This window comes from Pseudoalteromonas sp. Angola-30 (assembly GCF_028599215.1).
Classification (GTDB): domain Bacteria; phylum Pseudomonadota; class Gammaproteobacteria; order Enterobacterales; family Alteromonadaceae; genus Pseudoalteromonas; species Pseudoalteromonas atlantica.
On the sequence record NZ_JAQREI010000020.1, the window covers coordinates 1 to 25,396 of the forward strand.

The 25,396-nt window shown below is 41.2% G+C and carries 25 protein-coding genes and 1 tRNA gene; 15 read left to right on the plus strand and 11 right to left on the minus strand.

What is annotated here, in order from left to right; genetic code table 11:
- Nucleotides 1–400: 400 nt before the first annotated feature.
- Nucleotides 401–817: a VOC family protein gene (locus PSH54_RS18010; RefSeq protein ID WP_004587607.1), complete on the plus strand. Its 417-nt coding sequence runs from the start codon at nt 401–403 to the stop codon at nt 815–817.
- 70 nt (nt 818–887) lie between these two features.
- Here PSH54_RS18010 and PSH54_RS18015 read toward each other — a convergent pair whose 3' ends face one another.
- Nucleotides 888–1,544, minus strand: a complete 657-nt coding sequence (locus PSH54_RS18015; protein WP_024031434.1) for a LiaF domain-containing protein — start codon at nt 1,542–1,544, stop codon at nt 888–890.
- A 316-nt stretch (nt 1,545–1,860) separates the two neighbouring features.
- On the opposite strand from PSH54_RS18015, the gene PSH54_RS18020 reads away from it, so the two are divergent.
- From PSH54_RS18020 to PSH54_RS18045, 6 genes are all read left to right on the plus strand, one after another.
- A complete protein-coding gene (locus PSH54_RS18020) occupies nt 1,861–2,427 on the plus strand; it encodes a BON domain-containing protein (RefSeq protein ID WP_004587605.1) in 567 nt (188 codons plus the stop codon).
- 65 nt (nt 2,428–2,492) lie between these two features.
- Nucleotides 2,493–2,651 carry a YqaE/Pmp3 family membrane protein gene (locus PSH54_RS18025; RefSeq protein WP_004587604.1) on the plus strand — a complete coding sequence of 53 codons (159 nt, stop codon included), beginning with the start codon at nt 2,493–2,495 and terminating at the stop codon, nt 2,649–2,651.
- Nucleotides 2,652–2,920: 269 nt separating this feature from the next.
- Nucleotides 2,921–2,997 (plus strand) — tRNA-Ile (locus tag PSH54_RS18030).
- A 181-nt stretch (nt 2,998–3,178) separates the two neighbouring features.
- Entirely contained in the window at nt 3,179–4,045 is an 867-nt protein-coding gene (locus PSH54_RS18035) for a TIGR04255 family protein (RefSeq protein ID WP_273606763.1), read from the plus strand.
- The gene (locus tag PSH54_RS18040) at nt 4,042–4,704 is read left to right on the plus strand and encodes a hypothetical protein (RefSeq protein WP_273606764.1); all 663 of its coding nucleotides are present in this window, start codon (nt 4,042–4,044) and stop codon (nt 4,702–4,704) included. Before PSH54_RS18035 ends, PSH54_RS18040 begins: the two co-directional genes overlap by 4 nt.
- Entirely contained in the window at nt 4,697–5,551 is an 855-nt protein-coding gene (locus PSH54_RS18045; protein ID WP_273606765.1) for a hypothetical protein, read from the plus strand. The genes PSH54_RS18040 and PSH54_RS18045 overlap by 8 nt, the downstream gene beginning before the upstream one ends.
- A 641-nt stretch (nt 5,552–6,192) precedes the next feature.
- Here the strand turns inward: PSH54_RS18045 and PSH54_RS18055 are convergent.
- The gene (locus PSH54_RS18055; RefSeq protein WP_273606766.1) at nt 6,193–7,014 is read right to left on the minus strand and encodes a DUF4437 domain-containing protein; all 822 of its coding nucleotides are present in this window, start codon (nt 7,012–7,014) and stop codon (nt 6,193–6,195) included.
- A 144-nt stretch (nt 7,015–7,158) separates the two neighbouring features.
- On the opposite strand from PSH54_RS18055, the gene PSH54_RS18060 reads away from it, so the two are divergent.
- Nucleotides 7,159–8,112 (plus strand): LysR family transcriptional regulator, encoded by a 954-nt coding sequence (locus tag PSH54_RS18060; protein WP_256851377.1) that lies wholly within the window; start codon nt 7,159–7,161, stop codon nt 8,110–8,112.
- A gap of 194 nt (nt 8,113–8,306) precedes the next feature.
- Nucleotides 8,307–10,187 (plus strand): methyl-accepting chemotaxis protein, encoded by a 1,881-nt coding sequence (locus tag PSH54_RS18065; protein ID WP_273606767.1) that lies wholly within the window; start codon nt 8,307–8,309, stop codon nt 10,185–10,187.
- A gap of 109 nt (nt 10,188–10,296) precedes the next feature.
- On the opposite strand, the gene PSH54_RS18070 is transcribed toward PSH54_RS18065, so the two are convergent.
- Nucleotides 10,297–10,626 carry a 5-carboxymethyl-2-hydroxymuconate Delta-isomerase gene (locus tag PSH54_RS18070; protein WP_004588643.1) on the minus strand — a complete coding sequence of 110 codons (330 nt, stop codon included), beginning with the start codon at nt 10,624–10,626 and terminating at the stop codon, nt 10,297–10,299.
- Between the two features lie 168 nt (nt 10,627–10,794).
- Between PSH54_RS18070 and PSH54_RS18075 the strand changes: the two genes are divergently transcribed.
- The 6 genes from PSH54_RS18075 (at nt 10,795) to PSH54_RS18100 (ending at nt 15,756) form a co-directional block, all read left to right on the plus strand.
- Nucleotides 10,795–11,277, plus strand: coding sequence for a CreA family protein (locus tag PSH54_RS18075; RefSeq protein WP_064387365.1), 483 nt, complete (start codon nt 10,795–10,797; stop codon nt 11,275–11,277).
- A 9-nt stretch (nt 11,278–11,286) separates the two neighbouring features.
- On the plus strand, nt 11,287–12,060 hold the full coding sequence (locus tag PSH54_RS18080; RefSeq protein ID WP_096740215.1) for a hypothetical protein: 774 nt from the start codon (nt 11,287–11,289) through the stop codon (nt 12,058–12,060).
- Nucleotides 12,061–12,071: 11 nt separating this feature from the next.
- The gene (locus PSH54_RS18085) at nt 12,072–12,698 is read left to right on the plus strand and encodes a LysE family translocator (RefSeq protein ID WP_273606768.1); all 627 of its coding nucleotides are present in this window, start codon (nt 12,072–12,074) and stop codon (nt 12,696–12,698) included.
- A gap of 15 nt (nt 12,699–12,713) precedes the next feature.
- Nucleotides 12,714–13,208: a gamma-glutamylcyclotransferase family protein gene (locus PSH54_RS18090; protein ID WP_029772759.1), complete on the plus strand. Its 495-nt coding sequence runs from the start codon at nt 12,714–12,716 to the stop codon at nt 13,206–13,208.
- 11 nt (nt 13,209–13,219) lie between these two features.
- Nucleotides 13,220–14,761, plus strand: coding sequence for a serine hydrolase (locus tag PSH54_RS18095; protein ID WP_138579473.1), 1,542 nt, complete (start codon nt 13,220–13,222; stop codon nt 14,759–14,761).
- A gap of 77 nt (nt 14,762–14,838) precedes the next feature.
- On the plus strand, nt 14,839–15,756 hold the full coding sequence (locus tag PSH54_RS18100; protein WP_273606769.1) for a histone deacetylase family protein: 918 nt from the start codon (nt 14,839–14,841) through the stop codon (nt 15,754–15,756).
- A gap of 49 nt (nt 15,757–15,805) precedes the next feature.
- Here the strand turns inward: PSH54_RS18100 and PSH54_RS18105 are convergent, their stop codons facing one another.
- The 8 genes from PSH54_RS18105 to dusB all read right to left on the minus strand — a co-directional run bounded on the left by PSH54_RS18105 (nt 15,806) and on the right by dusB (nt 25,267).
- Nucleotides 15,806–16,099, minus strand: a complete 294-nt coding sequence (locus PSH54_RS18105) for a hypothetical protein (protein WP_004588636.1) — start codon at nt 16,097–16,099, stop codon at nt 15,806–15,808.
- 2 nt (nt 16,100–16,101) lie between these two features.
- Nucleotides 16,102–16,911, minus strand: coding sequence for a DUF2797 domain-containing protein (locus PSH54_RS18110; protein ID WP_273606770.1), 810 nt, complete (start codon nt 16,909–16,911; stop codon nt 16,102–16,104).
- 28 nt (nt 16,912–16,939) lie between these two features.
- Nucleotides 16,940–19,480 (minus strand): EAL domain-containing protein, encoded by a 2,541-nt coding sequence (locus PSH54_RS18115; protein WP_273606771.1) that lies wholly within the window; start codon nt 19,478–19,480, stop codon nt 16,940–16,942.
- Nucleotides 19,481–19,854: 374 nt separating this feature from the next.
- Nucleotides 19,855–21,138 carry a phosphoribosylamine--glycine ligase gene (purD, locus tag PSH54_RS18120; protein WP_024031418.1) on the minus strand — a complete coding sequence of 428 codons (1,284 nt, stop codon included), beginning with the start codon at nt 21,136–21,138 and terminating at the stop codon, nt 19,855–19,857.
- A 16-nt stretch (nt 21,139–21,154) separates the two neighbouring features.
- Nucleotides 21,155–21,976, minus strand: coding sequence for a class I SAM-dependent methyltransferase (locus PSH54_RS18125; protein WP_024031417.1), 822 nt, complete (start codon nt 21,974–21,976; stop codon nt 21,155–21,157).
- Nucleotides 21,977–22,073: 97 nt separating this feature from the next.
- Nucleotides 22,074–23,660 carry a bifunctional phosphoribosylaminoimidazolecarboxamide formyltransferase/IMP cyclohydrolase gene (gene purH / locus PSH54_RS18130; protein WP_004588631.1) on the minus strand — a complete coding sequence of 529 codons (1,587 nt, stop codon included), beginning with the start codon at nt 23,658–23,660 and terminating at the stop codon, nt 22,074–22,076.
- A gap of 325 nt (nt 23,661–23,985) precedes the next feature.
- On the minus strand, nt 23,986–24,276 hold the full coding sequence (gene fis / locus PSH54_RS18135) for a DNA-binding transcriptional regulator Fis (protein ID WP_002957804.1): 291 nt from the start codon (nt 24,274–24,276) through the stop codon (nt 23,986–23,988).
- A gap of 19 nt (nt 24,277–24,295) precedes the next feature.
- Complete coding sequence (gene dusB / locus PSH54_RS18140) at nt 24,296–25,267, minus strand: tRNA dihydrouridine synthase DusB (RefSeq protein ID WP_004588630.1); 972 nt, start codon at nt 25,265–25,267, stop codon at nt 24,296–24,298.
- Between the last annotated feature and the right edge of the window lie 129 nt (nt 25,268–25,396).

Here is a 25,396-nt window from a genome sequence, read left to right on the forward strand (position 1 = left end):
CATGTAGGCAAAGCTTCCGCGTCCTGCTCACGCTCCTTACCTACATCCATGTAGGCAAAGCTTCCGCGTCCTGCTCACGCTCCTTACCTACATCCATGTAGGCAAAGCTTCCGCGTCCTGCTCACGCTCCTTACCTACATCCATGTAGGCAAAGCTTCCGCGTCCTGCTCACGCTCCTTACCTACATCCATGTAGGCAAAGCTTCCGCGTCCTGCTCACGCCCCTTACCTACATCCATGTAGGCAAAGCTTCCGTGTCCTTATAGCAAACATACTGTTGTAAAAATTAATCTTACAAGGGCAATACACGCCAATAATACTAAAAAATAAAAAAAGTGCTTTACCTAAAGTTAGCTTGAGGTTTTATCTTGTGTTTAAGCAATCAACTAGGGTAAATAATAATGAAATTAGAACACGTACATTTAGTAGTAAACGATATAAATGCCATGCTTAAATTTTACCAGGCAGCCTTTCCTTACTGGTCTATTAGAAGTGAAGGGCATAACACCTGGTATGGCAAACCTAAGCGCTGGGTACATTTTGGCGACGATAACCATTACATTGCTATAAGCGATAATGGCGAGCATAAAAACAGAGATTTGGCAGGGCATCAAGTCGGGCTGGCTCACTTTGCCTACGTTACAAACAACCTAGACGCTGTTATACAGCGCTTAAAACACGCCGGATTTAGCATTGATAAAGAGGGTGCAGAAAACCCATTTAGAAAAAACGTATATTACTTAGACCCAGCAGGGTTCGAGGTTGAGTTTGTGCAGTATATGAGTGACATTCCAAGCGAGCGTAATAACGACTTATAAAATAGGCAGTAACTAACGGTGTAGAAAAGCGCATAATATGGCTTTTCTACCCATTGTGTTTTTACCCGTATTATTTATTACTCACCCCAAGCTGGGCCTTTAAATCATTAGCAAAACTCACAAACTTTTCTTTAATGGTGCGTTTAACTTTTACTTCCACCGAACCTAAAACTGTTTTACCTTCTAGGTTAATTGTGGGGCCTTGGCGCTTATTAAGCGACACCGTTTTGTTTTCAAAACTACCTAATATACAAAACATTTTAGAAACTACATTGACGTGCTCTGGTACGTAAATTTCTTCGCTGCCAAAAATACAATTTACATGCACGGTAACATGTTGGTGGGCAAAAATGGCATCAGTAAAATCTAAAACAATCGACCCCATATAGTTTTGAATATAAATATCTTTAGGCACCACCCATTGGCCGCTACGCTCGCTTGAGCCTAAAATGCTTCGCAGTGTTAAGTTTTCTTCATCCGCTTGTTGGGCGCTGTAGTTAGGGGCAAATTGCGTTTGCTTTTGAGCACTGTACTGGGTATCCGTAGTAAGGGTTAAATCCTCTACTAAATTAAGTAACGCGATATTATCGGTTGCTTCCATTGCACTGTCTAAGCGCCTTTCAAAGGCTTCAGCTGAAATAACGCCATGGCTGTAGTTATAAATAAGTTGATCTATCACTTGTTCGCGAACTTGCTCTATTGGGCGGTCTTCAATTTTTACAGACATGGGAATAATCCTTTTTATATGAGTTACCACTGTACATAGCAAGTGGTGTACCAAAACTTAACTATTTATATATCAATGGCTTATTATTTAATAAATCCGCTTAATTTATTATATTAACGATAGATTAACCAAAACAGCAATATAATCGTTATTTTCACCACTTAAGAAAGTTTTACCTAATAGCCTGTAAATGTTTACTCGGAGGTATTTTTATTTATACCTAATAAAATAGCTAACTCCATGAATTTAAAGAGTTAATAAAGTTGGCCTAAAGCTCGCATATATAAAAGTGTCTTTAATCAAAAGGAGAAAGATTATGAAAACATTCAACAAATCTATGATTGCGGCTTTAGTTCTAGGTACTACAGCTATGGGTGCTCAAGCGGGCACTTGGGAAAATGAAAGTAAAGATGCTTGGATTGATGGTAAGGCAGAAACAGTGCTTCTTATGAACACTAATCTAAACAACTTTGACATTAACACTGATGTAAAAAATGGCAAGGTAGTACTTACAGGTAAAGTAAACAGCGACCTTGATAAAGAGCTAGCTGAAGAACTTGTAATTAGCCTAGATGGCGTATCTGATGTAGAAAACAACCTAACTGTTGTGAAAAACATGGATATGGACGACAAAGATCGTGACACTATGGATGATGATGATAACGACTTAACTGACGCTAAAATCACCACAGTAATTACTACACGTTTCTTATTTGACTCAGAAGTTGACGGTACAGATATCGACGTTGATACCGACAACGGTATAGTAAAACTTAAAGGTTCTGTTGAAACAGAAGCTGAAAAGCAGTTAGCAGTAAAAATTGCTAAAAATGCTGAAGATGTTCGTGACGTAGTAGATGAACTAACTATTGTTGCTGAATAATACACTATACTAAAAAGCCCAGCTTAGCTGGGCTTTTTGCTTGTCATTTTTAAAGGAGCTACATCATGGATATCATTCGTATAATACTGTCGATTTTATTACCGCCACTGGGTGTATTTTTACAAGTTGGTTTAGGTATGCATTTTTGGCTAAATATTTTACTAACTTTACTGGGTTACTTCCCTGGTTTAATTCACGCTATCTACATTATTGCTAAAAAATAATGTGTGGTGTGTTCAATGTGAGCCGGCCACTTTTTTATAGTTATTAAAATTGTAAAAAAGCGGCTTACATACTTCTGTGTTTATTTTTCTGTTATTTCCTGCCTATTCGCATGCAAAAAGATTACTATTTAAGCAGTCAGCTTACTGATTGTTAAAATAAAGGTTTTTGCTAGTGACAAGCCTTAAAAAACTTTTTATACTGCAACCCGCTTTAGTCGCTCAGTGGCTAAACGCTTCAAAAATTAACTACCTCGTAGTTATACAAAGTTGGCCCCTTAGCTCAGTTGGTTAGAGCACACGACTCATAATCGTTAGGTCCCCAGTTCGAGTCTGGGAGGGGCCACCACTTTTCAAAGCTTTCCAAGTAAATACCTACTAACAGAAATTACCCTGTGCTACCTCTGCGCTACTTTTTATTTCTATATAATAAGAACGAAATAGTTAACACTTTATATAGATCTATTGGTAAAGTGTATAATAAGGTGTATATTTAACTGTAAAATTCACTGTCAATTTAGTTGTAGCGTATGAATAAGTTTATTTTGGAGCATTCTCCATTAGTAATGGCTTTGGTCGATTTGAGATTCACGACTATCCCGAAGAAAAAAATAGAGCAAGGTTTAGAGGATTTTAAAAGTTCTCTTTTTGATCTTGGACTATCAATTTTTCATGAATCAGAACTTAATCAAGTTGAAGCTCAACCAACTACCGAAGGGCATCTTGAGTTTAAGACTCATAAGAATCAACGTTTTGACTTTCTGAGTTTGCAGCGCAATAAAAGTGTAATTCTAACTACAGAGTCTTTATGTTTTCGAACAACTGATTACAAGCACTTTGATGAGTTTAAAGATTTTTGGACACTAATAATTGAAGCCTTTTTCAATAGCTTCCCGCAAGCAAAAAACGCTGGGATGCGTCGAATGGGGCTTCGATATACTGATGTTTTTCTACCTCAGCAAGACGAACAATATACAGATTACATAAGTGAAGAGTGGATTTCACATACACACAGAGCCAGTCAGTTAAGTACTCTGAATACTTTTAGGCAGCAAAGGCAAACAGATCATGGAATTATTAGAGTTGAACTGGAAGAAAGGCTTCCTGATAACGGAACCATTGAGCTTTTCCCTCGTGATATACAGGATCCCCCTCCAGTAAGTGTCTCAGTTAACATTAAAGATATTTGGAAAACTGCATCTCCCAGTAAGTATGCACTTTTAGATGTTGATCATTCATGGCTGCCCAACGAAAAAGAGGTGATGGGGCTGTCTATCGAAACGATAAACAAATCTTTACAATTATTGCACGGAGATAGTGCGGATATCTTCTGGGGCATATTAAGCGCTCATGCGGAAAAGGTTTGGAATAAAAGGGAAATAGGAGAAGTTTTATGAATTCATTTGCTATTAGTTCATCAAGTAGAAGTAGTACCTTAGTTAAAGCTGGCGTACTAATTTTAACAGCTGCAACAGCCGCAAGTGCAAACGCTCAAGTAGCCGAGAATAAGCAAATTTTACTTAATGGTTGGGATTCACAACAGCCTGATACTACTAGATTTACTGCATTGAGAAGTGGTGATGTATCGGTAGTAACAATTTCTAATTTAAAGCCATTAAGCTATCAAGAGAATAAAAATATAAAACCAATTTCAACAACAGATATGTTACATACAATATTTTCCTCTCTTGGTGTTAGTGTTTCTGATTTAGAGCAAGTCATTGGAGTTAAAAGAGCTACAGTATATAACTGGAAAAAAGGTGGAGATATAAAAGGAGATGCAACTTTTAAAAGGCTGCAGGAGGTATTTTCAATTGCTCAAGAGATCTCTAACTTCAGCTCTAAGCCTTTTGGTCGCAAAGCTAAAAGTGTCATATTAGACGGAAAATCATACATAGAATTACTTACTCAGGATAATTTAGATCGTCCCAGAATAGTTGAGCATGCAAGAATTCTTGCTAACCAAAATGAAAAAGGCTTAGAGAGGTCAAATAAACCAATCTCTTCGATGAATGACATTAATTCACTGTCGGGAGAAGTGTTTATTAATGGATAATCCTACCGATTCAAGACAGATACTTCTGGAACTAGAATGGAGACAAGGAAGTGTAATTAGCTGCCAACAGTTATTGGCAGCAGCAAATGAACACGGGATTCCTATCCCTGAGCTACCCGATAATCCAGTTGCTCATATTATTATTATTAGCATGAGCTGTGATGTTGTATATGGTGACTTTGAAGTATTACCTAATGTAGAAGCACAGGTCTGTTTTCTTAACCCAAAGGCTAAAAACTCAAATGCTAAAATCATAGATCCAAGGAAAATGGTTCTTGTACATGATAAAAGTAAGTTTGATATTAACATGAATGGCGCTGTGTCTTTCAATAGAGCACTCCTTTTGCATACCAAACCAACTTCAAAATTATTACTTGATTCTCTCAATTCGCTACTTAGATGGAAGGTTGCGCAATATAATCGTCTGGCTCTTCCTGAAGAATTAGTAAATCGTATTGGTAACGCACTTAGAGATAATAAATTTCAAAAATGGGTTAAACAGTACGCACACTATTTTGAAGGGATTTTCATAGAACTTAATAGCTTTGAAGAATTAAAAGAAAATGAAACATATGCGTTAGGTATTATATGTGTAGTAAACGCGGCTAAATTAAATGATGAGGTTAATATAATTGAACTAAGCTCTCAATTTGAAGAGCTAATTATCCAGCCAATAGGTGAGGTAGAAAAAGTTATGCTCCTAAATGATACTTATGATCAAGAGGGGCTAGACGCAGTAATAAGCTCAAATGAATTTACGTATGATATGTTAAAAAGGTTTAGGCGATATCCTTTTGATCATTTCTCATTGGATCCTGAGCAAAATGATGCCCCTGTTTCAATTTGAGTTAGAGACGAGCTTTTTGTTCTGTGAGGTGATCATCTTAAGATTTGTTCATGATGCCTGTATACAATTCGATGACCTCAAATAACTTAAGATAGAATAAGATTTTAACTAAATGAAATATACAAACTAAAAGAATAGTTACCTCAAATAAACTTCAGTAATTTCAGCCCTGAAATGACCGAGCTCTTGTGACACAGTTTCGAGAGCTGTTGCTCTACCCAAGCCTAATTTTTTTAGCTCATCCATTCTTTCTTGTGCGTAGCTATGCCTGAGGCCTTTACCTTTTACTGTATAAATACTACCTTCTCGACCAAGCCATTTACTATCTAGTGTAGGGCGCTTGTCTGCTTTACGCTCTAATACTTTGGCAATTGTTAAAAGTTCATGGGCTTTAACCCTGCTGCGTGGGCTATTTGTGTAGATAAGTTATTTTTTCTAGTTTGCTGTTCACTGATTGCGTGAGCTTGGCTGGAGTGTAGGCACGAGACTTTTCGATTACCTCTTTTTCGTATTTTTTAACACTCAGTGTTTCTTTTATGCTTGTATTTTAATATCGAAAGGCGATGGCTGGATTTGCATATAAAGATTTAAATAGGTGAATAAGTAGCCTCTAGCAATGGCTTGCTAGAGGCTTTAACCAATTAATCTACTTGGTACTTACTGTTAGTACGAATGTAAATAGTGGCTGTTTTGTCGCTAGTGTTCTCAATCGTGTGGGTAAAGTTACCGGTTGATTCTACATAGCTGCCTGCGCTTAGGTTTTGCGCTTTATCTTGCTCGCTTGAGTTGTACTCTACGGCGCCGGCTATAACAACAGCACGAAATTCGCTTGCATCTGTTTTTATTTCACCTTTAAAGCCGGCAGGAAGTTTAATCATTGAGCCGTTCATATCGGCTGTACTTCCCCAAAGGTAGGTGGTTTGCACGCCTTGGGCGTTAATGTCGTTTAAATCGCTGCTGTTTAACCATACTATGTTGTCTGCATGTAGGTTTAACGGGCGCTCACCATTATCAAACTGGGCATTAGTTGGTTTAACTAAGTACGGCCCTGAGTCGATTTCTAAGTAAATTAAGTTTGTTTCAGCATTGGCTGCAGTGGTGTGGTTTTCACCTGCAGGTTGTGTCCAAAACGAACCCGCTGGCATCCACATTTTTTCGGCTGTTGGGTCGTCATTATGCATTTGCCCTTCAATAACGATACCGCGGTAGGTAATGTTGTGAATGTGCGGCGGAGATTCAAAGCCTTTTTTAAAGCGTACTAACATGCCTGTTGCAGTGTCGGTTGTGCGGTTTCCCCATAAATCTGCAGCGCCAGGGCTTTTATCACCACGTAGCGGGTTTAAGTAACCCCAGTCAATATTGCTTGCAGCAACAACTTGTGATGTGCTTTGCTCTGCAGAGGCTGGCGTTGATATAAGTGTTGCAACCAGTGCAAGAGTTGATGCGTTTAGTAAAAATTTCATTTAAAAGCTCCGTTAAGTTGGTATAGCGCTATAGTACGGCTTAAAATTCAGTCAATAAATGGGCATAAGTTAAATACACTTTCGCAAAAACGTGGATAATAACGCTATAGTTACGCATGCTGGTTTATGCAATAAGAGGGTTTGATGAAAATAGCTGATTTACAAGTATTACTCAAAGTGGCTGAGCTGCAATCAATTACAGCTGCTGCAAATCAATTAGATATGAGCTCATCGGCTGCAAGTGTCTCATTAAAGCGAATAGAGCAGGCGCTTGGGGCACAAATATTTGTACGCACAACAAGGCAAATTCGCCTCACGCCCGAAGGGGAACGGTATTTACCTCTGTGTCAGCAGGCTCTCGATTTATTGCAACAAGGGCAAGTGCTTATTCATGAGGAGCAGCAATCTATTAGTGGTGAAGTGCGAATAGCAGTGTCATCGGAAATGGGGCGCAACCTTATGCGGGTATTGCTAAATAATATTATGGATAAACACAGTGAAGTGACGCTGCGCTTACAAGCAAGCGACAGCCGCGCTGATTTTTACCGTGATGGAATTGATGTTGCGCTGCGCGCCTTAACTAAAGAGGCCGCACAGGAGCTAAATTTATACGGCTTTAAAATTTGTAACATAGCACACGTGCTATGCGCCTCGCCAGATTACATTAAAAAGCACGGTGAGCCGTTAACGCCAGATGACCTACTGAATCATAATGCCCTTTTATATAAGCTCTACGAGGTAGTGCATGATGGGTGGGAGCTGTATAACGATAACCAAAAATACAAGGTTAAAATGAGCAGCGACCGCGCCGTTAACGATGGCGATATAGTAAGGCGTTGGTGTGTTGATGGCACCGGGATAGCCAAAAAATCGGCCATTGATGTAGCTGAAGATTTATTAGCTGGCAGGCTAAAAAGGTTAATGCCCGATTACAAAATCCCCCTCACTGAAATGTGGTTAGTACTGCCTAGCCGCCAGCTTATAACGCCTGCCATTAGGCTTATTCGTGACGAGTTAAAACACACTATTAGCCAATTAAGAAAAAACCTGATTGCGCAAGGGATAATTAACGAGCAAGAGTGGCCCGATTCACCCTAGTGCACCTTACGCGAGGTTAGTGTTGCTAGCCTTGCGCCTTTAAAATTTAATTCGCTTTCCTGTGGTGGATTAAATTAAAATACACGCTCTTCTTTTATGTTCTATTTTCTAATTATTGGGCTTATTGCTCAGCCGATCCTATATTTATTCTAAGCAATTGTTTGTTAAGTCCTTTATCCATTTACAGGTATCGTATGTTACTTAAACAAAAAGTTTATATTAGTCTTATTTTGGCTATTGTTGTGCCGTTAGCGGTTTCTACATTTTTATTTTCAAATAGTATTCAAAATCATACCGATGAAAAGCTCGCAAAGGTTGATTTACCCACCGCACTGAGTGAAGTAAAAAGCAAAATTGAACTCGAACTTGCCATTCCTATAATTGTTGCCAAAGAAATTGCGCAAAACAGCTTTGTTAAACAGTGGCTAAGTAACGGTGAGAGTGAGCAAGCAAGAACCGATTATATTAATTATTTAGCCAGTATTAAAAAAGATAACAACGCAGTTATTGCTTATATAATTTCCAAAAATACCAACAACTATTACACCGATATTGGCATATCTAGACAGATAGATAGAAGCGAAGATGTATGGTTTGATCAGTTTTTATCCTCTAAAAGACCCTTTGAAATAGCACTGGATATAGATAAAACCACAAATAGCATGGTAGTTTTTATTAACTATGCACTGCAAATTAACGGCGAGCGTACCGCCATTACCGGCGTGGGGCGCTCGCTCGATTCTATGATCAACTTAATTAACGAATACCGTATTGGCGAAGCCGGTGTGGTGTATTTGGTCTCTGATGAAGGTGAGGTAATGCTTCACAGTGACAGAAGTAAAATGGGTCAAAAAATTAATATTAACGATATTAAAAATGGCGCCATTATTAGTAAAACAATGGCAGGTGAAGATTATGTTGTGTCGAGTACGCCTATTGAGTCATTAGGTTGGCATTTAGTGGCAGAAGTGCCCGAGCAGCAGTTATACGGGCCAATAAATAGTGCCATTAATAGCAATTTATTATTTGGTGTAATCATTGCCATTATTGGTTTTGCTCTGGCCAGAGTTTTAGTGTCGCAAATATTTAAACCTATTGAAAACATAACTGCTGCAGTGAGCGCGTTAACTAAAAAAGATGGCGATTTAACCGTAAGGCTGCCTACTAACGATAACAACGAAATATCAGAACTTGCCGCTAACTTTAATTTATTTTTAGAGCAGTTACATGGCATGTTTAAGCAAGTGTCGGACTCAGCAAACCATGTTAAAAGCATTTCAGAAAATGTGTTAGTACAAGTACAGGGCGCGGCTAACTTGGCCGAGGTACAATCATCTAGCACGCAAACGGTGGCGGCAGCCGTTAACGAAATGGAAGTAACCGTACAAGACATTTCAAACAGTGCCAGTAACGCCTCTGACATTGCGACTTCAACAGAAGAAGCGACTCATAAAGGAGTAGAGTTTGTAAATAGCACGATAAAGCAAATGGAGCAGCTAGAAAACGCCATGGCTACCTCGGTTGCCTCGGTAACTGAGCTTTCAGGTGAGATAAAGTCAATTACGCAGGTGCTTGATGTTATTAAAGCAATATCGGAGCAAACTAACTTACTGGCACTCAATGCTGCCATAGAAGCTGCGCGGGCAGGCGAACACGGTCGTGGTTTTGCCGTTGTAGCCGATGAAGTAAGAACCCTTGCTATGCGTACTGCAGAGTCGACCGAGCAAATTAACGAAATGATAGACACGTTAAATTCTAAGGCTTCAAGTACGGTGTCGGCTATAGAGCTTGGCAGTAAAAATACCCTAGAAAACGCCGAACGTTTAAAAGTAACAGGGAGTACCTTAACGGGTATATCTCAAGAAATTGTTACGCTAAGTGAGCTAAATAGCTCAGTGGCTACAGCCACCCGCGAGCAAACGTTGGCTACCTCAGAAATTAGTCAAAATGTGGTGATGATTTCTGATTCTGCTGAGCAAACAAAACAAAATATGAAAACCTCAGAGCAGCTATGCAATGGGCTAAATGAAGAGTCGAATATATTAAAAGACTTACTGGGTAAGTTTACACTCTAAAAAGTTACAACATTAAGCTAAAAAACGCGTTGTAACTTAGTTAATCTAAGCTTTGGTTAAGAGGTTTATTATCCAAAGCTTAGGTTAAAAAAACGCGTTTTTAAACGGGTTAATTTTTACGGTAAATTTCGTGTTGAATGTCGTAAATATTAACGCTTAAGCTGTCAGAATCTCGGCAATAAGTTTTTAAGCACTCAAGCAAGCTCTCGCTTAACATTTGCTTTTGTTCAATAGAGCGCCCGGCCATGATATGCGCCGCAATATGAATAAACCCTTCTTTTCCTTCACCTAGTTGGTATTGCTGATAAGCAATAGCGCGGGTTTTAATGGTTTCTAAGTCAAACAAACCACTTTGAAAAGTCGCGTTGTGCACTTTTTCAACAAGTACTTGCGGTAATACAGGAAGATCTTCAGAGTGTTCAATAATAATGTGCGGCATTTACGCGTTTCCTATTATGAGTTACTACGTGGGCGTACGTATAATTGTACCAAAGCCTGAACTGTGCGCTAACCCCTCAATGGCCTAAATTTAGTTGTATTAATTTTTGATGGTAGTATAAAAACAGTCACGTGAACCTTCGCTTATAAAGCAAAATTAAGGATTAATATGAAATTTCCACACCGCTTTAAACGTTTAGCTGTGCTATTAAGTGCAGTGGTTACCTTAAGTGCCTGCTCAGATGATGTTGCATCGGTGAGCTTAGGGCTGTTTACTACTAAAGATGTAGTGGTAAATTCGCAGCAAGATCCGCTAGTAAAAGGGGTTACGTGCCATATTAGCCATATTGAGGCCGACTTAGATTTTTCAGATCCCTCTGATATGTCTATTGCGTGTCGTCAAACTGGGCCAATTACAGCCGATATGTTACAAGCAATAGATCGCAGTAAGTCGGGCGAAGTGGTGTTTAAGTCATCAAAAAGTATTTTATTTAAATCGCTAAAAGTACGCCGTATTTACGATGCACAAAACCGCACATTACTGTACTTATCGTACTCGACTAAAGAGTCGAGCGGCAGCCACCACCACGCACTTTCAACTGTGCCTTTATACAATACACAAGCTTGGAACTGGGCACTTGAACAAAAATAAGAGCACACTATGTTAGCGTTATTTAAATCAAAGCCGCTGCTAGAACAAGCCGAGCAGCAGTGGCTAATTGATACCTTTATTTGGGCGGTAGAGCACTTTGATGCCGCATTTTTTACCAAGCACACGCAAATAATATTGCCAACGGTGGCGCATTTTCCTGATTCGGTATCGAGTATTGAGGAAATGGCCACTAAGGTATTTGTACGAGTACGTGATTACGCAGGTATGAGTGCGTGGCCAATACAATTAGTTGCGCCACAGCAGTTACAGCCGCAAGTATTTCCGCATTTTGAATTTGCTGAACACTTACGCGGAGAGCAAAGCCAACTTATTGTACCGCCAAGCCATACGATTAATGTCTCGTTTAATCCTAATCAAATTAATCAGCCGCAAGATTTAGTAGCCAGCTTTGCCGGCACGCTGGCTACTGTATTAATTCATCATGTTGGGGTGTTACCGCCAGGCGGTAAAGACTACTTGCCACAAGCGGCAGATGCGCTGGCCTGTTTTTTAGGGTTTGGGGTAATGATGAGCAACACTGTGTATCAATTTAAAGGCGGGTGTGGCTCGTGCTATAACCCTTATGCTAATCGTGAAGCGAAGCTCAGCGAAACTCATACCGTATTTATGCACGCGCTGATTAGTTATTTTAAAAACGATCGTGACTCTAAAAAACATTTAAAGCCACATTTGCGCAGCCAATTTAAAAAAGCCCAAAAAGAGATCAAAGCATTAGTTGATAACTCTGCTAATCCGCTATTGCTTGCCTATGCACCAACTTAAACCGGATACTTGTGAACTACTTAGACGAATTTTTACTGATTGCCATCGCCCACTTTTTTGCAGTAGCCAGCCCAGGCCCCGACTTTGCCGTGGTGCTCAAACAAAGTATACAGCAGGGCAGGCGTAACGCCCTATGGACAAGCGCTGGCGTGGGCGCTGCTATTTTATTACACGTAGGATATTGCGTATTAGGGGTAGCCCTAATTTTAACGCAATCGCCTAATTTATTTATGGCATTAAAGTATGTTGCGGGGGCGTATTTAGCCTATTTAGGCGTACAAGCATTAAGGGCTGCCAAACCACCGGTAAATAAAACAGACAACATAGAAAACAAAGCTACCCCACAAGAAAGCGTATGGCATGCATTTAGGCGTGGCTTTTTAACCAACGCGCTTAATCCTAAAGCCACTCTCTTTTTTATGTCGTTATTTACCTTAGTTATTAGTGTAACTACACCAACTAGCGTGCAAATTGTGTATGGGGTTTATATGGCTTTGGCAACGTGGGTGTGGTTTTCTATGCTTTCTTTAGTATTGTCAAACCCCAGTGTACGGGCGTTTTTTCAAAAAAGCGGCTATTGGTTTGACCGGGGTATAGGTGTTATTTTAATTGCTTTAGCCATTCGTGTAGTAATTTAACCCTAGGGAGAAGTCATGCCTATTTATAATTTTTCGTTTGGATCGAATATGTCCTCTAACCGCTTGCTTGCGCGTTTGCCAAAAGCAAAGCGAGTTGGCACAGCTGTACTAAAAGGCTACGAGCTTACGTTTAATATGTTATTTAAAGATGGCTCGGGCAAGTGCAGTATTCAAAAAAGTGATGACAAAAACGCCTTGGTATATGGCGTGGTGTATGAACTTGATGAAGCCGAAAAAGCAATTTTAGATACCATAGAAGGCCCAGGCTACGATTGCGTGGCTATTAAGCCCACTTTGTTAGATGGTGAGCAAATAGAGGCCCATTGCTATATTGCTAACACCCACGATAACGATGTACTGCCATACGACTGGTATATTCAGCACGTTCATCGCGGGGCGCTTGAGGCGGGCGTACCAAAAGAATACAGTGATGCAATACTTAATCGGCCGCATAAGCCCGATACAAATAAAGAGCGTGCTGATATTGAATTTGCAGTGCACCAAAAATAATAAGGATAACCATGAAACTCACTAAATTAGCCAGTTTAGCGTTGCTTGCCAGTGCCACTTTTAATAGTTGGGCACAAATTAATACCACGGACTTAGAAGAGGTCATTAACACCTCAATGGCACGCTTTGACGTACCGGGTATGGCGGTAGCGGTTGTGCAAGACGATAAAGTTGTATTTGCTAAAGGGTTTGGGACAAGCAACCTCAATACAAATGCAAAAGTGAACAAAGACACACTTTTTGGTATTGCCTCAAACACAAAAGCGTTTACCAGTGCAGCGCTGGCTAAGTTGGTTGATGAAGGTAAGTTAAGCTGGGATGACAGGGTAATTGACCACTTACCTGAGTTTAGGTTGTACGACTCCTACGTCACCCGCGAAATGCGTGTTCGTGATTTATTAAGCCATCGCAGTGGCTTAGGGCTTGGGCAGGGCGATTTAATGATTTGGCCAAGTACTGATAAATCTATAGAGGATATTTTAGCCGGCCTACAGTATTTAAAGCCAGCCAGCAGCTTTCGCAGCCAGTATGCCTATAACAACTTAATGTTTGTAACCGCAGGCGAAGTGGTGGCACGTGTATCAGGTATGAGCTGGAACGATTACATCGAAAAAAATATATTACAGCCTTTGCACATGGATAACTCGCGCGCGGGCTTTTCGCGTATTCCAAAAAGCAATAAAAACTGGGCAATTGGCCACATACCAATGGATGGTAAGCTCAATCCTTTTTTTGTTAACTACCTAGAAGACTTTAGAGGCGCAGGGGCTATTGCATCAAGCGTAAACGATATGAGCCAATGGTTACTAACGCAGTTAGCTGGCGGAAAAATGCCAAGCGGCGAGCAACTATTTAGTGAAAAACAGCAAGCGCAAATGTGGCACCCGCATATTACCTCTATGGCTTCTAAAAGTGCGTATGAGGCCTATCATCAGCAATTTAGAGGCTATGGGCTAGGTTGGAGCATTGAAGATTACCACGGCTTTAAAAAGCTAGGCCATGGCGGGGGCATTTTAGGTATGGTGTCGCAAGTTACATTATTGCCTGAGAAAAAGCTCGGCATTGTTATTTTATCTAATCAGCAAGCATTTAGTGCACTTTCGGCAGTAACCCACGAAGTGCTTGAAGATGCCCTTGAACTTGAAGATAAAGACTGGGTTGAAGAGTTGGCTAAAAAACATTTTGCGAGTAAACAAAAAGCCTACGCCAATGCAAAACCCGACACCCCAGCAGATTACCAGCCACAGTTACCTAATATAAATTACACCGGCACGTTACATGACGATTGGTACGGCGATGTAATTATTGAGCAACTAGATGGCAAACTACGTATTGATTTTACCCATACCAAACGCTTAAAAGGCACGCTTGAGCATTACACAGGTAATACGTTTATTGTTAAGTGGGATGAAAAGCTACTCGAGGCCGATGCGTTTATTCGTTTTGATATGGGCGCAAACAACCGTGTTAATAGCGCAAAAATGCGTGCGGTATCAACAGCGGTAACAGACTTTAGTTTTGATTTTAGAAACCTTAATTTAAAAGCTAAGTAGTGATGCTATACACCAAAGTCGCAAAGCCACCGTAAGGTGGCTTTGTTATATTAAGCACTCACATTAAAGGAGCGTTTATGCGTACTGCAGTTATTTCACATCCTCATTGCCGTAAACATAAAATGATTGACGATCATCCTGAGTGCCCAGAGCGCCTAGACGCTATTGCAGATAGACTTTTGGCAAGTGGGGTAGATATTGGCTTAACGCATCTACAAGCGCCTAAAGCGCAGCGTGAGCATTACTTATTAGCCCATGATGAGTCATTAGTTAACCTTGTGGAGCGCTTAGTTCCTGAGCAGGGGCTACATAACCTTGATGGCGACACCTGGCTTTGCCCTGATTCGTTTAAAGCGGTAGAGCGGGCCGTAGGAGCAGGGTTGTTGGCTGTAGATGAAATACTCGCAGATAAACTCGATGCGGCGTTTTGCGCTGTACGCCCGCCAGGGCATCATGCCAATGCACACGCTTCTTCTGGGTTTTGTGTATTTAATAATTTAGCAATAGCAGTTAAGTATGCTCAAAGCAAAGGCATTAAGCGTATAGCAATAGCTGATTTTGACGTACACCATGGTAATGGCACCCAAGACATATTTATAAACGATGAAAACGTATTACTTTGTTCGTTATTTCAATACCCATTTTACCCAAACACAGCCGTAAAAAATAACAGCCACGTAGTTAATTCCCCTTTGCCAATTGCCAGCAGTGGCGATGATTTAAAAGAAGTGTTTAATACCCAATGGTTGCCAAAATTAAAAGCCTTTAAGCCAGAGCTGTTATTTATCAGTGCAGGGTTTGATGCCCACCTAGAAGATGACATGGCAAGTTTAAAGTTTGTAGAAGATGACTACAGCTGGCTTACAGAGCAATTATGCGACGTTGCAAAAGAGAGTGGCTGCAAAGGTGTTATATCTTACCTTGAGGGGGGCTATGCGCTATCAGCATTAGGAAGAAGTGCTGTAGCGCATATAAAAGTGCTTAGTGAGTACTAATACCAATCCGCAATAATACTTAATTAAGCGAATTGGTATAACTAAAGGGTTATAAACCTAGTAAATCAAACGCCTGCTTGGTATTAAGGGTTTTAATTTTGCCAAGGCAGCATTGCCCTTCATTTAATAAATAAGTGGTGACCAGTTGTGCTAGCTGCTCCTGTGAAAGAGGGGCGCATGCAGCGCCTTGCAGGTCAACGTACTCACCTTGCTTGTTTAACACGCGCACATTACTAAGCTCACTTTGCGTAACGCTGTGCAAACACGCTTCTTGTTCTTGTTTATCGTGCGCTATTTCAAGCTCATTATAAACAATTAATAACTGTGGAAAGCTGTTTAGCATAGTTACCCTACTGTTACCTCGTATGAGGTAAATTTACGCACATTAATAACGCCAGTATCAAAAATTAAGTACTGACCTTTTATACCTTGCAGCACGCCGCTTACTACTGGGTTTTTATCAAAATTAAACGAGCTAATTTTAGTGGGGTACTCTGTTACCGGAAAGTTTAAATCAACCACGTCTTCATCAAGTTGCTCTATGGCTGTGGCACCAAATAACTCGCTTAGCTCGTTTAATTTATCGCTAATTTGCGGGATCAGCTCTGTCGCGGCGGCTTTAAGATCAATGGCTTCGTTTTGGCCCTTTAGCATGTTACGCCAATTGGTTTTATCGGCAATAAACTCGGCCAATGCCACCTCAACTAAACCTGATTGCAAACGTGTTTGTACTTTAAAAATAGGCAGTGCTTGAGTGGCGCCTTGATCAACCCAACGTGTCGGTATTTGCGTATGGCGAGTAATGCCTACTTTAAGCCCAGAGGTATTGGCTAAATACACATAATGCGGGATCATGCAGTTTTCTTCGCCCCATTGCGGCTCGCGACAGGTGCCTTTATCGTAATGGCAGGTTTCTGGTTTCATAATGCACATATCGCAGCTGGCAAGCTTGCGCATGCACACAAAACAGTGGCCTTGCGAGTAACTCTTTTTGGTTTTTTTGCCACAGTTTGAGCATAAAATGGTACCGCTAAACGTCAGCGTTAACTCTTTACCAATGAGTGCGTTTAGGTCGACTAGGTTGTCGCCCACAGGAAGATGATATTGAACCGGCTCTGTTAAGCTCGATTTTAATTTACGCAAAGTGCCTTGCATCTTTACTTGGCCCCTAAAGATGTTGATATTAAAACGTGGAGTTTAACATCTTTAAACTGTATTGGCTTTTTAAGAAATACAAATAGTCATCTAGGGGGAGTGGCTTAGCGTATAGGTAACCTTGCGCTCTGTCGGCGCCCATTTCTTTTAATAAGTGATGCACATCTTGGGTTTCTATGCCTTCCATGGTTATAGATAGCCCTAGGTTATGTGCCATATCTATAGCGGTTTGCACAATCACTTTATTGGCGGTGTTATTCGTTAAATCAAATACAAACGATTTATCTACTTTGAGCTCCGTAAAGCGGTAATTAACCAAATAACTTAGCGATGAATAGCCAGTGCCAAAGTCATCAAGGACCACGCGCACCCCTAAATCAGAAAGCTCATTAACCAATGAAATAAGCGCTTCGTGGCTTTCGACTAATGCTGACTCCGTTAATTCAAACTTAAGAAGCTGCGCCGGAACTTGGTATTTTATAAGGACGTTTTCGACTTTTTCGGCTAGGTTTTTAATCGACAGATTTTTAGCACTTAAATTTACGCTAATTGGGTGATCGTTATAGCCTTGCTCGGTTAGTTTGAGGATATCTTTACAGGCTTGCTCAATAACCCATAAGGTAAGCTCGTTAATAATACCTGTGTGCTCAGCAAGGGTGATCAGCTCTTCTATCGATACGCCTTTAAAAGCCGGGTCGGGCCAACGTAGCAGCGCTTCGGCGCCACATACTTGATTAAAGTTCAACCCTATTTGAGGCTGATAATACAACGCTAGTTGGTTGTCTTTAATTGCTTTTTGTAATTTAGCAGCTAATGCTACATCCATTAATATATTACTGCCGTTAGAAGCGCTTACTACTAAATCGTTATTACTTTTAGCTTTTTTAAGTGCCAAGTAACCCCGTTTTGTCCAGTATTCAAAGTCGTCACTGTGGGCTGCGCTACTAATCCCTATGTTATAGGTAAGTTGTAAGTTTAAACCTTGAATTTCGTATTGCTTGGGCAGGCTATTTATAACTTTAATTAAGGCCCCTTCAAGTGACTCCTGGTTTTGGTTTTTAGTAGATATGCAGGCAAATACCCCGCTGCCTAAGTCGGCTAAGCGGGGGCTGTTATTAAAATCTGTATCGAGGTTGGTAAATTCGCGCTCATGGCTAAGCTCTAACTCTATTTGTTTAGCCACGTGCTTTATTAAAGTGTAGCCCTGCGATGGGGTAATAATGGTATTGAGCGAGTTAAAATGGCGAATTTTAATTAAACACAAGGTGGTATTTCGCCCCTGTGCTTGTAAGCTCATAAACGCTTGTTTTAATTTGGCACTGTTAAGTAATTTAGTTTGCTGAGTATGTGTAGCATGATAAAGCGCACGCTCGCGCTGGTAGCGCACTCTATCGGCAAGTGCCATAGCCATTAAAATAACTTCACACAATATAGCCACTAAAAACGCGTGACGAATCGCAAAGCTATAATCCAAATAGCCCGTTAATTCTAACGGCTGTATTGCCGCGCCAACAATGAGGGGAACCCACGAAAAAACGTAAAACTTCGCCCACCTAAAGCCCGTGCGTAGTTTGTTATAAATTAAAATAACACACGTAATATATAACAAGCTTAATACACAAAAAAAGATGGGTGCTGCAATGTACTCGGGTATAAATAAAGTGGTGATTGATAATAAAGATATTAAAATAAGTAGCGCTTTACTCATTTTATAGCGCCAGCATTTGTCCTTGTGATAGCGCAAAAACATGGTGCAAAAGGCGAGCGTAAAAAAGGCCATTGCGTAGTTTGAAAAAATCACTTTTTCGTGTAAGTACAATTGCCACTCTAGGGGCCACAAGTAAAAGCCAAAGCCCATTACAATGCCCATTAAACACAGCGCACTAATTATATAGCCTATATAAACTAAATAAACGCGGTCTTTAATCCCAAAATAAAGCACTAAATTATACAGAGCAGCCATTAATAACACGCCGGCAAATATGCCCCAAATGCCGGTTTGCGAGCGAACTAAATCAACAAATTCTTTATGGCGATACAAATTAACTGGGGTTTTGCTGATCCCCGTTGTATCTATTTTTATGGCTAAGCGCTCTGTTGTTTTACTCTCAAGTGCAAAACGTATATGCGGTACGCTATATTGGAAAAGCGTGAGAGACTTTACTTTATCACCTAATTTATAGCTTTCTATAAGCTCATTTCTTTTGTTTAACCGATACACGCTGAGGTGATCAACCATCGGGTTATCAAAATGGGCAACAATGTCTTGAGCATCCAAGCTTTTATTTTCAAGGTCTATAAATAGCCAATAGTTTTGCTGCTTAAAGCTCCATTGAATATCGGTTAACGGCTGGTGGGTGATTAGCTCGGGATTTAAAATAATATCGTTGAGTGTGTGAGATTTACTTTCATCTATGTAGTAGGCAAAGTCTAAATATACAGGCGTGGTTTTATCGATGGTATAGCGAGTCGGCACAACCAGGTTAGAAGCGAGTGTGCTAATAATATAAAATATGAAAATCAGTATGGCTATGGCCGCGGCATGATAACGTAAAGTTTTCGTTTCCAACGTTGTATACTTGTAATAAATCTTTTAATTAGTGTAGCACTAAAAAAGCGCATATAAACTGCGCTTTTTTAGTTAAATTTTTAGGGCCTGCTTATCCTTCAGGATTAAAATTTGTTCTAACTAGGGACGATTTAATCGTGGCGCGAGGTTTGTAACCTAGTGGGCTAAGTAAAAACCGAGCAACAAAGAGTTAATCGTCCCTAGGACGAACCTTCGTGCAGCGCGTGCTTGGTATTTATACTGCGTTATCGCCTATTTATGGGGAATAACCACACTACATAGGCTCTGCCTTGCCTAAATACCAAACAGACTGCTGCAAATTTAATCTCGAAAGATAAACAGGCCCTAAGTTAAACCAATAATTTAGTTACAGGCTACTGCTCTCGGGCAATCGCTCTGTAAGCAATATCGGTGCGGTACTCCATACCTTCCCAGCTAATTTGTTTTACAAGCTCGTATGCACGTTGCTGTGCCTCGGTAACGGTATTGCCGAGTGCCGTTGCACATAATACACGTCCACCTGCGGTGACAACGTTTTCGCCATCTTGCTTAGTACCCGCATGAAATACTTTTTCATCAGCAGGGTAGTTAACTTTAAGGCCTGATATTGCATCACCTTTAGGGTAATCACCTGGGTAGCCTTTAGCGGCAAGTACAACACCTACGGCTGCGCGCGGGTCAAACTCAATGGTTGTTTTATCAAGCTCTTCGCGGTTTGCCGCCTCAACTAGTTCAACTAAGTCTGATTTAAGACGAAGCATCATTGGTTGCGTTTCAGGGTCACCAAAACGACAGTTGTACTCAATTACTTTAGGCGTGCCCTGGGCATCTATCATTAAGCCTGCGTATAAAAAGCCAGTGTAAGGATGACCTTCGCTTGCCATACCCTCAACGGTAGGAACGATTACTTCGTTCATAATGCGCTGGTGGATTTCGTCGGTTACTACAGGTGCCGGTGAGTATGCGCCCATGCCGCCAGTATTTGGACCTTCATCGCCATTGTATGCACGCTTATGATCTTGGCTTGTTGCAAATGGCAAAATGTTTTTACCATCAACCATAACAATAAAAGAGGCTTCTTCGCCTTCTAAAAACTCTTCGATCACGACGCGGCTGCCAGCCTCGCCAAAAGCATTACCGGCAAGCATATCGCGAATAGCGTCTTCAGCTTCGCGCTCATCCATTGCCACAATAACGCCTTTACCAGCAGCTAGACCGTCAGCTTTTATTACAATTGGCGCGCCTTTTTCTTTTAAATAAGCAAGGGCTGGGTCAATTTGTTCAAACGTTTGGTAATCAGCAGTTGGGATGGCATGGCGAGCTAAAAAGTCTTTAGTAAACGACTTAGAGCCTTCTAGCTGCGCTGCACCGGCTGTTGGACCAAAAATAGCGAGACCGTGTTCACGGAACTTATCTACAACGCCCAATACAAGCGGTACTTCAGGGCCAACAATAGTAAGTTCTACATTGTTTTGTTGCGCAAAGCTTAATAGGCCATCTAGGTCTTCAACGTTAATTGCAACGTTTTCTAGTTTTGGCTCAAGTGCAGTACCGGCATTACCCGGTGCTACAAATACAGTGTTTACTTTCGTGTTTTGAGCGGCCTTAAACGCAAGTGCGTGTTCGCGGCCGCCGCTGCCAATGACTAATACATTCATGGCGAAATATTCCTATTTAAAGCGGTTTTTTAAATTTCAGCGTCATACGGTCGCTTTCACCAATAGCTTTGTATTTATCAGCGTCTTGTTCGCCAAGGCGTAAGCTAGGTGGTAGCGTCCACACCCCTTTAGGGTGATCGGCTGTATCTTTTGGATTGGCGTTAATCTCACTGCTTGCAACTAATTCAAATCCAGCTTTTTTAGCTAAATCGACCACGTAACTTTGCTTCATGTAGCCGGTTGATTTTTGGTCCTCATCAGGTCGGCTTTCATCTAAGCGATGTTCAACTACACCTAATACGCCACCTGGTTTTAAAGCCTTATAAAAAGACTTAAATGCACTGAGTGCGCCTTTAGTGTCTTTGCCCATGTACCAGTTATGTACATTGCGAAAGGTTAATACCATGTCGGCAGTGCCGGCTGGGGCAATATCAGTGTGCGTTAATGGGGCAAACTCAGAAATTTTTACTTTGCTAAAACGCTCATCTTCGGCCACTTTTTTCTTAAAGCCAGCTAAAGAGCGCTGGTAGTAACCTACCGATGAATCACTCGGAAAATGCGCTGCGTAATATAAGCCTTGCTCTTTAAGTGCTGGGGCTAAAATTTCGCTGTACCAACCACCACCAGGGGCAATTTCAACCACGGTCATTGTTGGTTTAAAACCAAAAAATGCCAGTGTTTGCTCAGGGTGACGGTATTCATCGCGGGCGCTATTTTTAGCGCTACGCTCGCTTGATTGAATAGCATGGCTAAGGCTTGACTCATGGTTATGGCTAAGTGCCATTGTTGAGGTCAGCGTAAGCGAGGCAACAAGTAGTGACTTTAGTGCAAATTTCATCGTTTGTTCCTTAACATTTTATATAGGTGCTGAACCAGAATACGTGAATTGATTGCAAACAAAAAGGGCTAAACGTTGTGTTTAACCCTTTGTGTGATTAGTGGCGGAAGTGGCGCATGCCGGTAAATACCATCGCCATGCCAGCTTCGTCAGCGGCGGCGATAACTTCTTCATCGCGCATTGAACCACCCGGCTGAATAACCGCAGTAATACCAGCGGCTGCGGCTGCGTCTATACCATCACGGAATGGGAAAAACGCATCTGATGCCATTACAGAGCCAGGTACTTCTAGGTTTTCATCAGCGGCTTTAATACCCGCTATTTTAGCTGAGTAAACACGGCTCATTTGGCCTGCGCCTACGCCAATGGTCATACCGTCGCGGGCATATACAATCGCGTTTGATTTAACAAACTTAGCCACTTTCCAGCAAAATAGTAAATCTTTAAGTTCTTGCTCAGAAGGTTGGCGCTTAGATACGACTTTTAAATCGCCTTGGGTAACCATGCCTAGGTCGCGGTCTTGTACTAAAACACCGCCGTTAACGCGTTTAATATCGTGGCCAGTTGCTTTGCCACTCCATTGACCACACGCTAATAAGCGTACGTTCTTTTTAGCTTCAACAATTTTTGCTGCTTCGCTTGAAACGCTAGGGGCAATAATTACTTCAACAAATTGACGCTCAACAATGGCTTGTGCTGTTGCAGCGTCAAGCTCGCGGTTAAAGGCAATAATGCCACCAAACGCTGAGGTTGGATCTGTTTTAAAGGCGCGGTCGTAAGCACTAAGAATATCTTCGCCAATTGAAACGCCACACGGGTTTGCGTGTTTAACAATAACACATGCAGGTACATCAAATTCTTTAACACACTCAAGTGCGGCGTCGGTATCTGCAATGTTATTAAACGACAGGGCTTTACCTTGTAGCTGAGTAGCTGTTGCAACAGACGCTTCGCTTACGTTGTTTTCAACATAAAAAGCTGCATCTTGATGCGAGTTTTCACCGTAACGCATATCTTGCTTTTTAGTGAACTGCATGTTGATAGTGCGTGGGAATTTAGTCTCTTCAGCGGCTTCTTCAGTGTAATCAGGCACCATTTTGCCAAAGTAGTTAGCAATCATGCCATCGTACTGAGCTGTGTGCTCATACGCGGCAATGGCTAAATCAAAACGTGTTTTGTACGTTGTTGAGCCATTGTTGCTTTGCATTTCGCTAATAACGCGCTCGTAATCGTTTGCGTTTACCACGATGGTGACGTCTTTGTGGTTTTTAGCGGCTGCACGAACCATGGTAGGTCCGCCAATATCAATGTTTTCAATAGCATCTTCAAGGCTGCAGTTTTCTTGAGCGACAGTATTCGCAAAGGGGTATAAGTTAACTACAACAATATCGATAGCAGAGATGTTATTATCTGCCATTACGCTTTCATCTTGTCCGCGGCGCGCTAAAATACCGCCGTGAATTTTAGGATGAAGGGTTTTTACGCGACCATCCATGATTTCAGGATGACCTGTGTGATCTGATACTTCAGTCACTTTTATGCCGTTATCAGCAAGGAGTTTGCAGGTACCGCCAGTTGATAAAATATCTACACCTTGCGCTTCTAGTGCGCGGGCAAATTCAACAATACCGGTTTTATCAGACACACTTAATAGTGCGCGACGAATAGGACGATGAGTATCCATTGTAGTTTAATTTCCTCAGTTTATGAGCTAGCTTAGAAGCGGGCATTTTAACTGATTACTACTCAAAAAACGACTTATAAAGCGCCAATAAGCGTGAGCATTTTGCAACATCTATACTAAATTGTGTGCATAAAAAAAGCACCCTAAGGTGCTTTTTTTGCATGATACCAATTGTATTGGATTAGTAAGCAGTTATAGCGATAGAAAAACAACTCTATAACAAGGCAAAAATTTCACAGTGTAGTTATTCTACATAAGAAATTTTTAACGCCGTTATGGGCTTGTTTAGCTCGTTAGCATGCTTACGCTTTCAATATAATTGGTATTAGTTCATGCCGTATTTTTTAAGCTTTTTACGTAAAGTACCACGGTTGATACCTAGTAAAATTGCCGCACGAGTTTGGTTACCACGTGTGTATGTCATTACTTCTTCAAGTAATGGCGCTTCTAGCTCTGAAAGAACAAGGTCGTAAACGTCTTGCACATCTTGACCGTTAAGCTGCTTTAAATAGTGGTGAACAGCTTTTTTTACTGCATCACGCAATGGCTGCGGTTTCTCGTGTGACTGAACATGAGGGTTTGTGATAAATGGAGAAGTCACGTTTTGTTCGAACATTATTTAATCTCTTTCTTTCTTAGTTAGCTGCTAGTGTTTTAAAGTATTGCGTTAATGCGTCAACCTGTGCTTGTGGGTTGTCGAGCGCATTAAATACTCGCCTAAACTGACCGTCACTGTCATGGGTTTGCAAATACCAAGATACATGTTTGCGAGCGATTCGCGCTCCCATTGGCTCGCCGTAAAACGCATGGAGGTTATCTAAATGCTCCATTAAAATACTTCGCACCTCTGAAATAGCAGGTGGTGGTAAGTGTTCTCCAGTTCGCAAATAGTGGTCTATCTCCCTAAATATCCAAGGGCGACCTTGGGCGGCTCGGCCAATCATGATGGCATCTGCACCCGTATAGTCCAAAACCTGCTTTGCTTTTTCTGGAGATGTAATATCACCATTAGCAACCACAGGTATCGACACTGAGCGTTTTATATCCCTAATCGTGGCATATTCTGCTTCACCTTTGTACATACATGCGCGTGTACGCCCATGTACGGCAAGTGACGCAATGCCATAACGCTCAGCTATTCTCGCAATCTCTACACCATTACGGTTGTCCTGATCCCATCCTGTACGGATTTTAAGTGTGACAGGGATATCAACAGCGTTAACCACTGCATCAACTATCTCTTCCACAAGTTCAGGAAACTGTAATAATGCAGAGCCTGCGAGTTTCTTGTTCACTTTTTTTGCTGGGCACCCCATATTGATATCTATGATCTGTGCACCGTTAGCAACATTGAATTGTGCGGCCTGCGCCATAAGCTCAGGATCAGCTCCTGCAATTTGCACCGCGCGTATACCCGACTCACCGCTGTGATCCATACGGTTCATCGATTTTTCAGTTTTCCAAACCTTCGGGTTTGACGATAACATTTCAGACACGGCTAAGCCTGCGCCTAAGCGGCGGCAAAGCTGTCTAAATGGTCTGTCTGTAATACCTGCCATTGGCGCGACTATTACATTATTCTCAAGTTGGTATGAACCGATACGCACTGTATTCAATAGGCCTCTTTTCAAGGGGCGCTAAGTTTACGGTTTTTTTAGGAAAAATCAAAGGCTATAAATTGAACAAAAGTGACTTTTTTTTGCCCTTTTCGTATTGACTTTTGATAACCGCATGAC

Excerpts from the sequence above, each read along its gene's own strand:
- fis (WP_002957804.1), bottom strand. The coding sequence starts at position 24,276 with ATGTTCGAACAAAACGTGACTTCTCCATTTATCACAAACCCTCATGTT.
- PSH54_RS18055 (WP_273606766.1), bottom strand. The coding sequence starts at position 7,014 with ATGAAATTTTTACTAAACGCATCAACTCTTGCACTGGTTGCAACACTT.
- PSH54_RS18025 (WP_004587604.1), top strand. The coding sequence starts at position 2,493 with ATGGATATCATTCGTATAATACTGTCGATTTTATTACCGCCACTGGGT.
- purD (WP_024031418.1), bottom strand. The coding sequence starts at position 21,138 with ATGAATGTATTAGTCATTGGCAGCGGCGGCCGCGAACACGCACTTGCG.
- PSH54_RS18070 (WP_004588643.1), bottom strand. The coding sequence starts at position 10,626 with ATGCCGCACATTATTATTGAACACTCTGAAGATCTTCCTGTATTACCG.
- PSH54_RS18045 (WP_273606765.1), top strand. The coding sequence starts at position 4,697 with ATGGATAATCCTACCGATTCAAGACAGATACTTCTGGAACTAGAATGG.
- PSH54_RS18040 (WP_273606764.1), top strand. The coding sequence starts at position 4,042 with ATGAATTCATTTGCTATTAGTTCATCAAGTAGAAGTAGTACCTTAGTT.
- PSH54_RS18075 (WP_064387365.1), top strand. The coding sequence starts at position 10,795 with ATGAAATTTCCACACCGCTTTAAACGTTTAGCTGTGCTATTAAGTGCA.
- PSH54_RS18090 (WP_029772759.1), top strand. The coding sequence starts at position 12,714 with ATGCCTATTTATAATTTTTCGTTTGGATCGAATATGTCCTCTAACCGC.
- PSH54_RS18010 (WP_004587607.1), top strand. The coding sequence starts at position 401 with ATGAAATTAGAACACGTACATTTAGTAGTAAACGATATAAATGCCATG.
- PSH54_RS18015 (WP_024031434.1), bottom strand. The coding sequence starts at position 1,544 with ATGTCTGTAAAAATTGAAGACCGCCCAATAGAGCAAGTTCGCGAACAA.
- purH (WP_004588631.1), bottom strand. The coding sequence starts at position 23,660 with ATGGATACTCATCGTCCTATTCGTCGCGCACTATTAAGTGTGTCTGAT.
- PSH54_RS18065 (WP_273606767.1), top strand. The coding sequence starts at position 8,307 with ATGTTACTTAAACAAAAAGTTTATATTAGTCTTATTTTGGCTATTGTT.
- PSH54_RS18125 (WP_024031417.1), bottom strand. The coding sequence starts at position 21,976 with ATGAAATTTGCACTAAAGTCACTACTTGTTGCCTCGCTTACGCTGACC.
- PSH54_RS18035 (WP_273606763.1), top strand. The coding sequence starts at position 3,179 with ATGAATAAGTTTATTTTGGAGCATTCTCCATTAGTAATGGCTTTGGTC.
- PSH54_RS18100 (WP_273606769.1), top strand. The coding sequence starts at position 14,839 with ATGCGTACTGCAGTTATTTCACATCCTCATTGCCGTAAACATAAAATG.
- PSH54_RS18060 (WP_256851377.1), top strand. The coding sequence starts at position 7,159 with ATGAAAATAGCTGATTTACAAGTATTACTCAAAGTGGCTGAGCTGCAA.
- PSH54_RS18080 (WP_096740215.1), top strand. The coding sequence starts at position 11,287 with ATGTTAGCGTTATTTAAATCAAAGCCGCTGCTAGAACAAGCCGAGCAG.
- PSH54_RS18020 (WP_004587605.1), top strand. The coding sequence starts at position 1,861 with ATGAAAACATTCAACAAATCTATGATTGCGGCTTTAGTTCTAGGTACT.
- PSH54_RS18110 (WP_273606770.1), bottom strand. The coding sequence starts at position 16,911 with ATGCAAGGCACTTTGCGTAAATTAAAATCGAGCTTAACAGAGCCGGTT.
- PSH54_RS18105 (WP_004588636.1), bottom strand. The coding sequence starts at position 16,099 with ATGCTAAACAGCTTTCCACAGTTATTAATTGTTTATAATGAGCTTGAA.
- PSH54_RS18095 (WP_138579473.1), top strand. The coding sequence starts at position 13,220 with ATGAAACTCACTAAATTAGCCAGTTTAGCGTTGCTTGCCAGTGCCACT.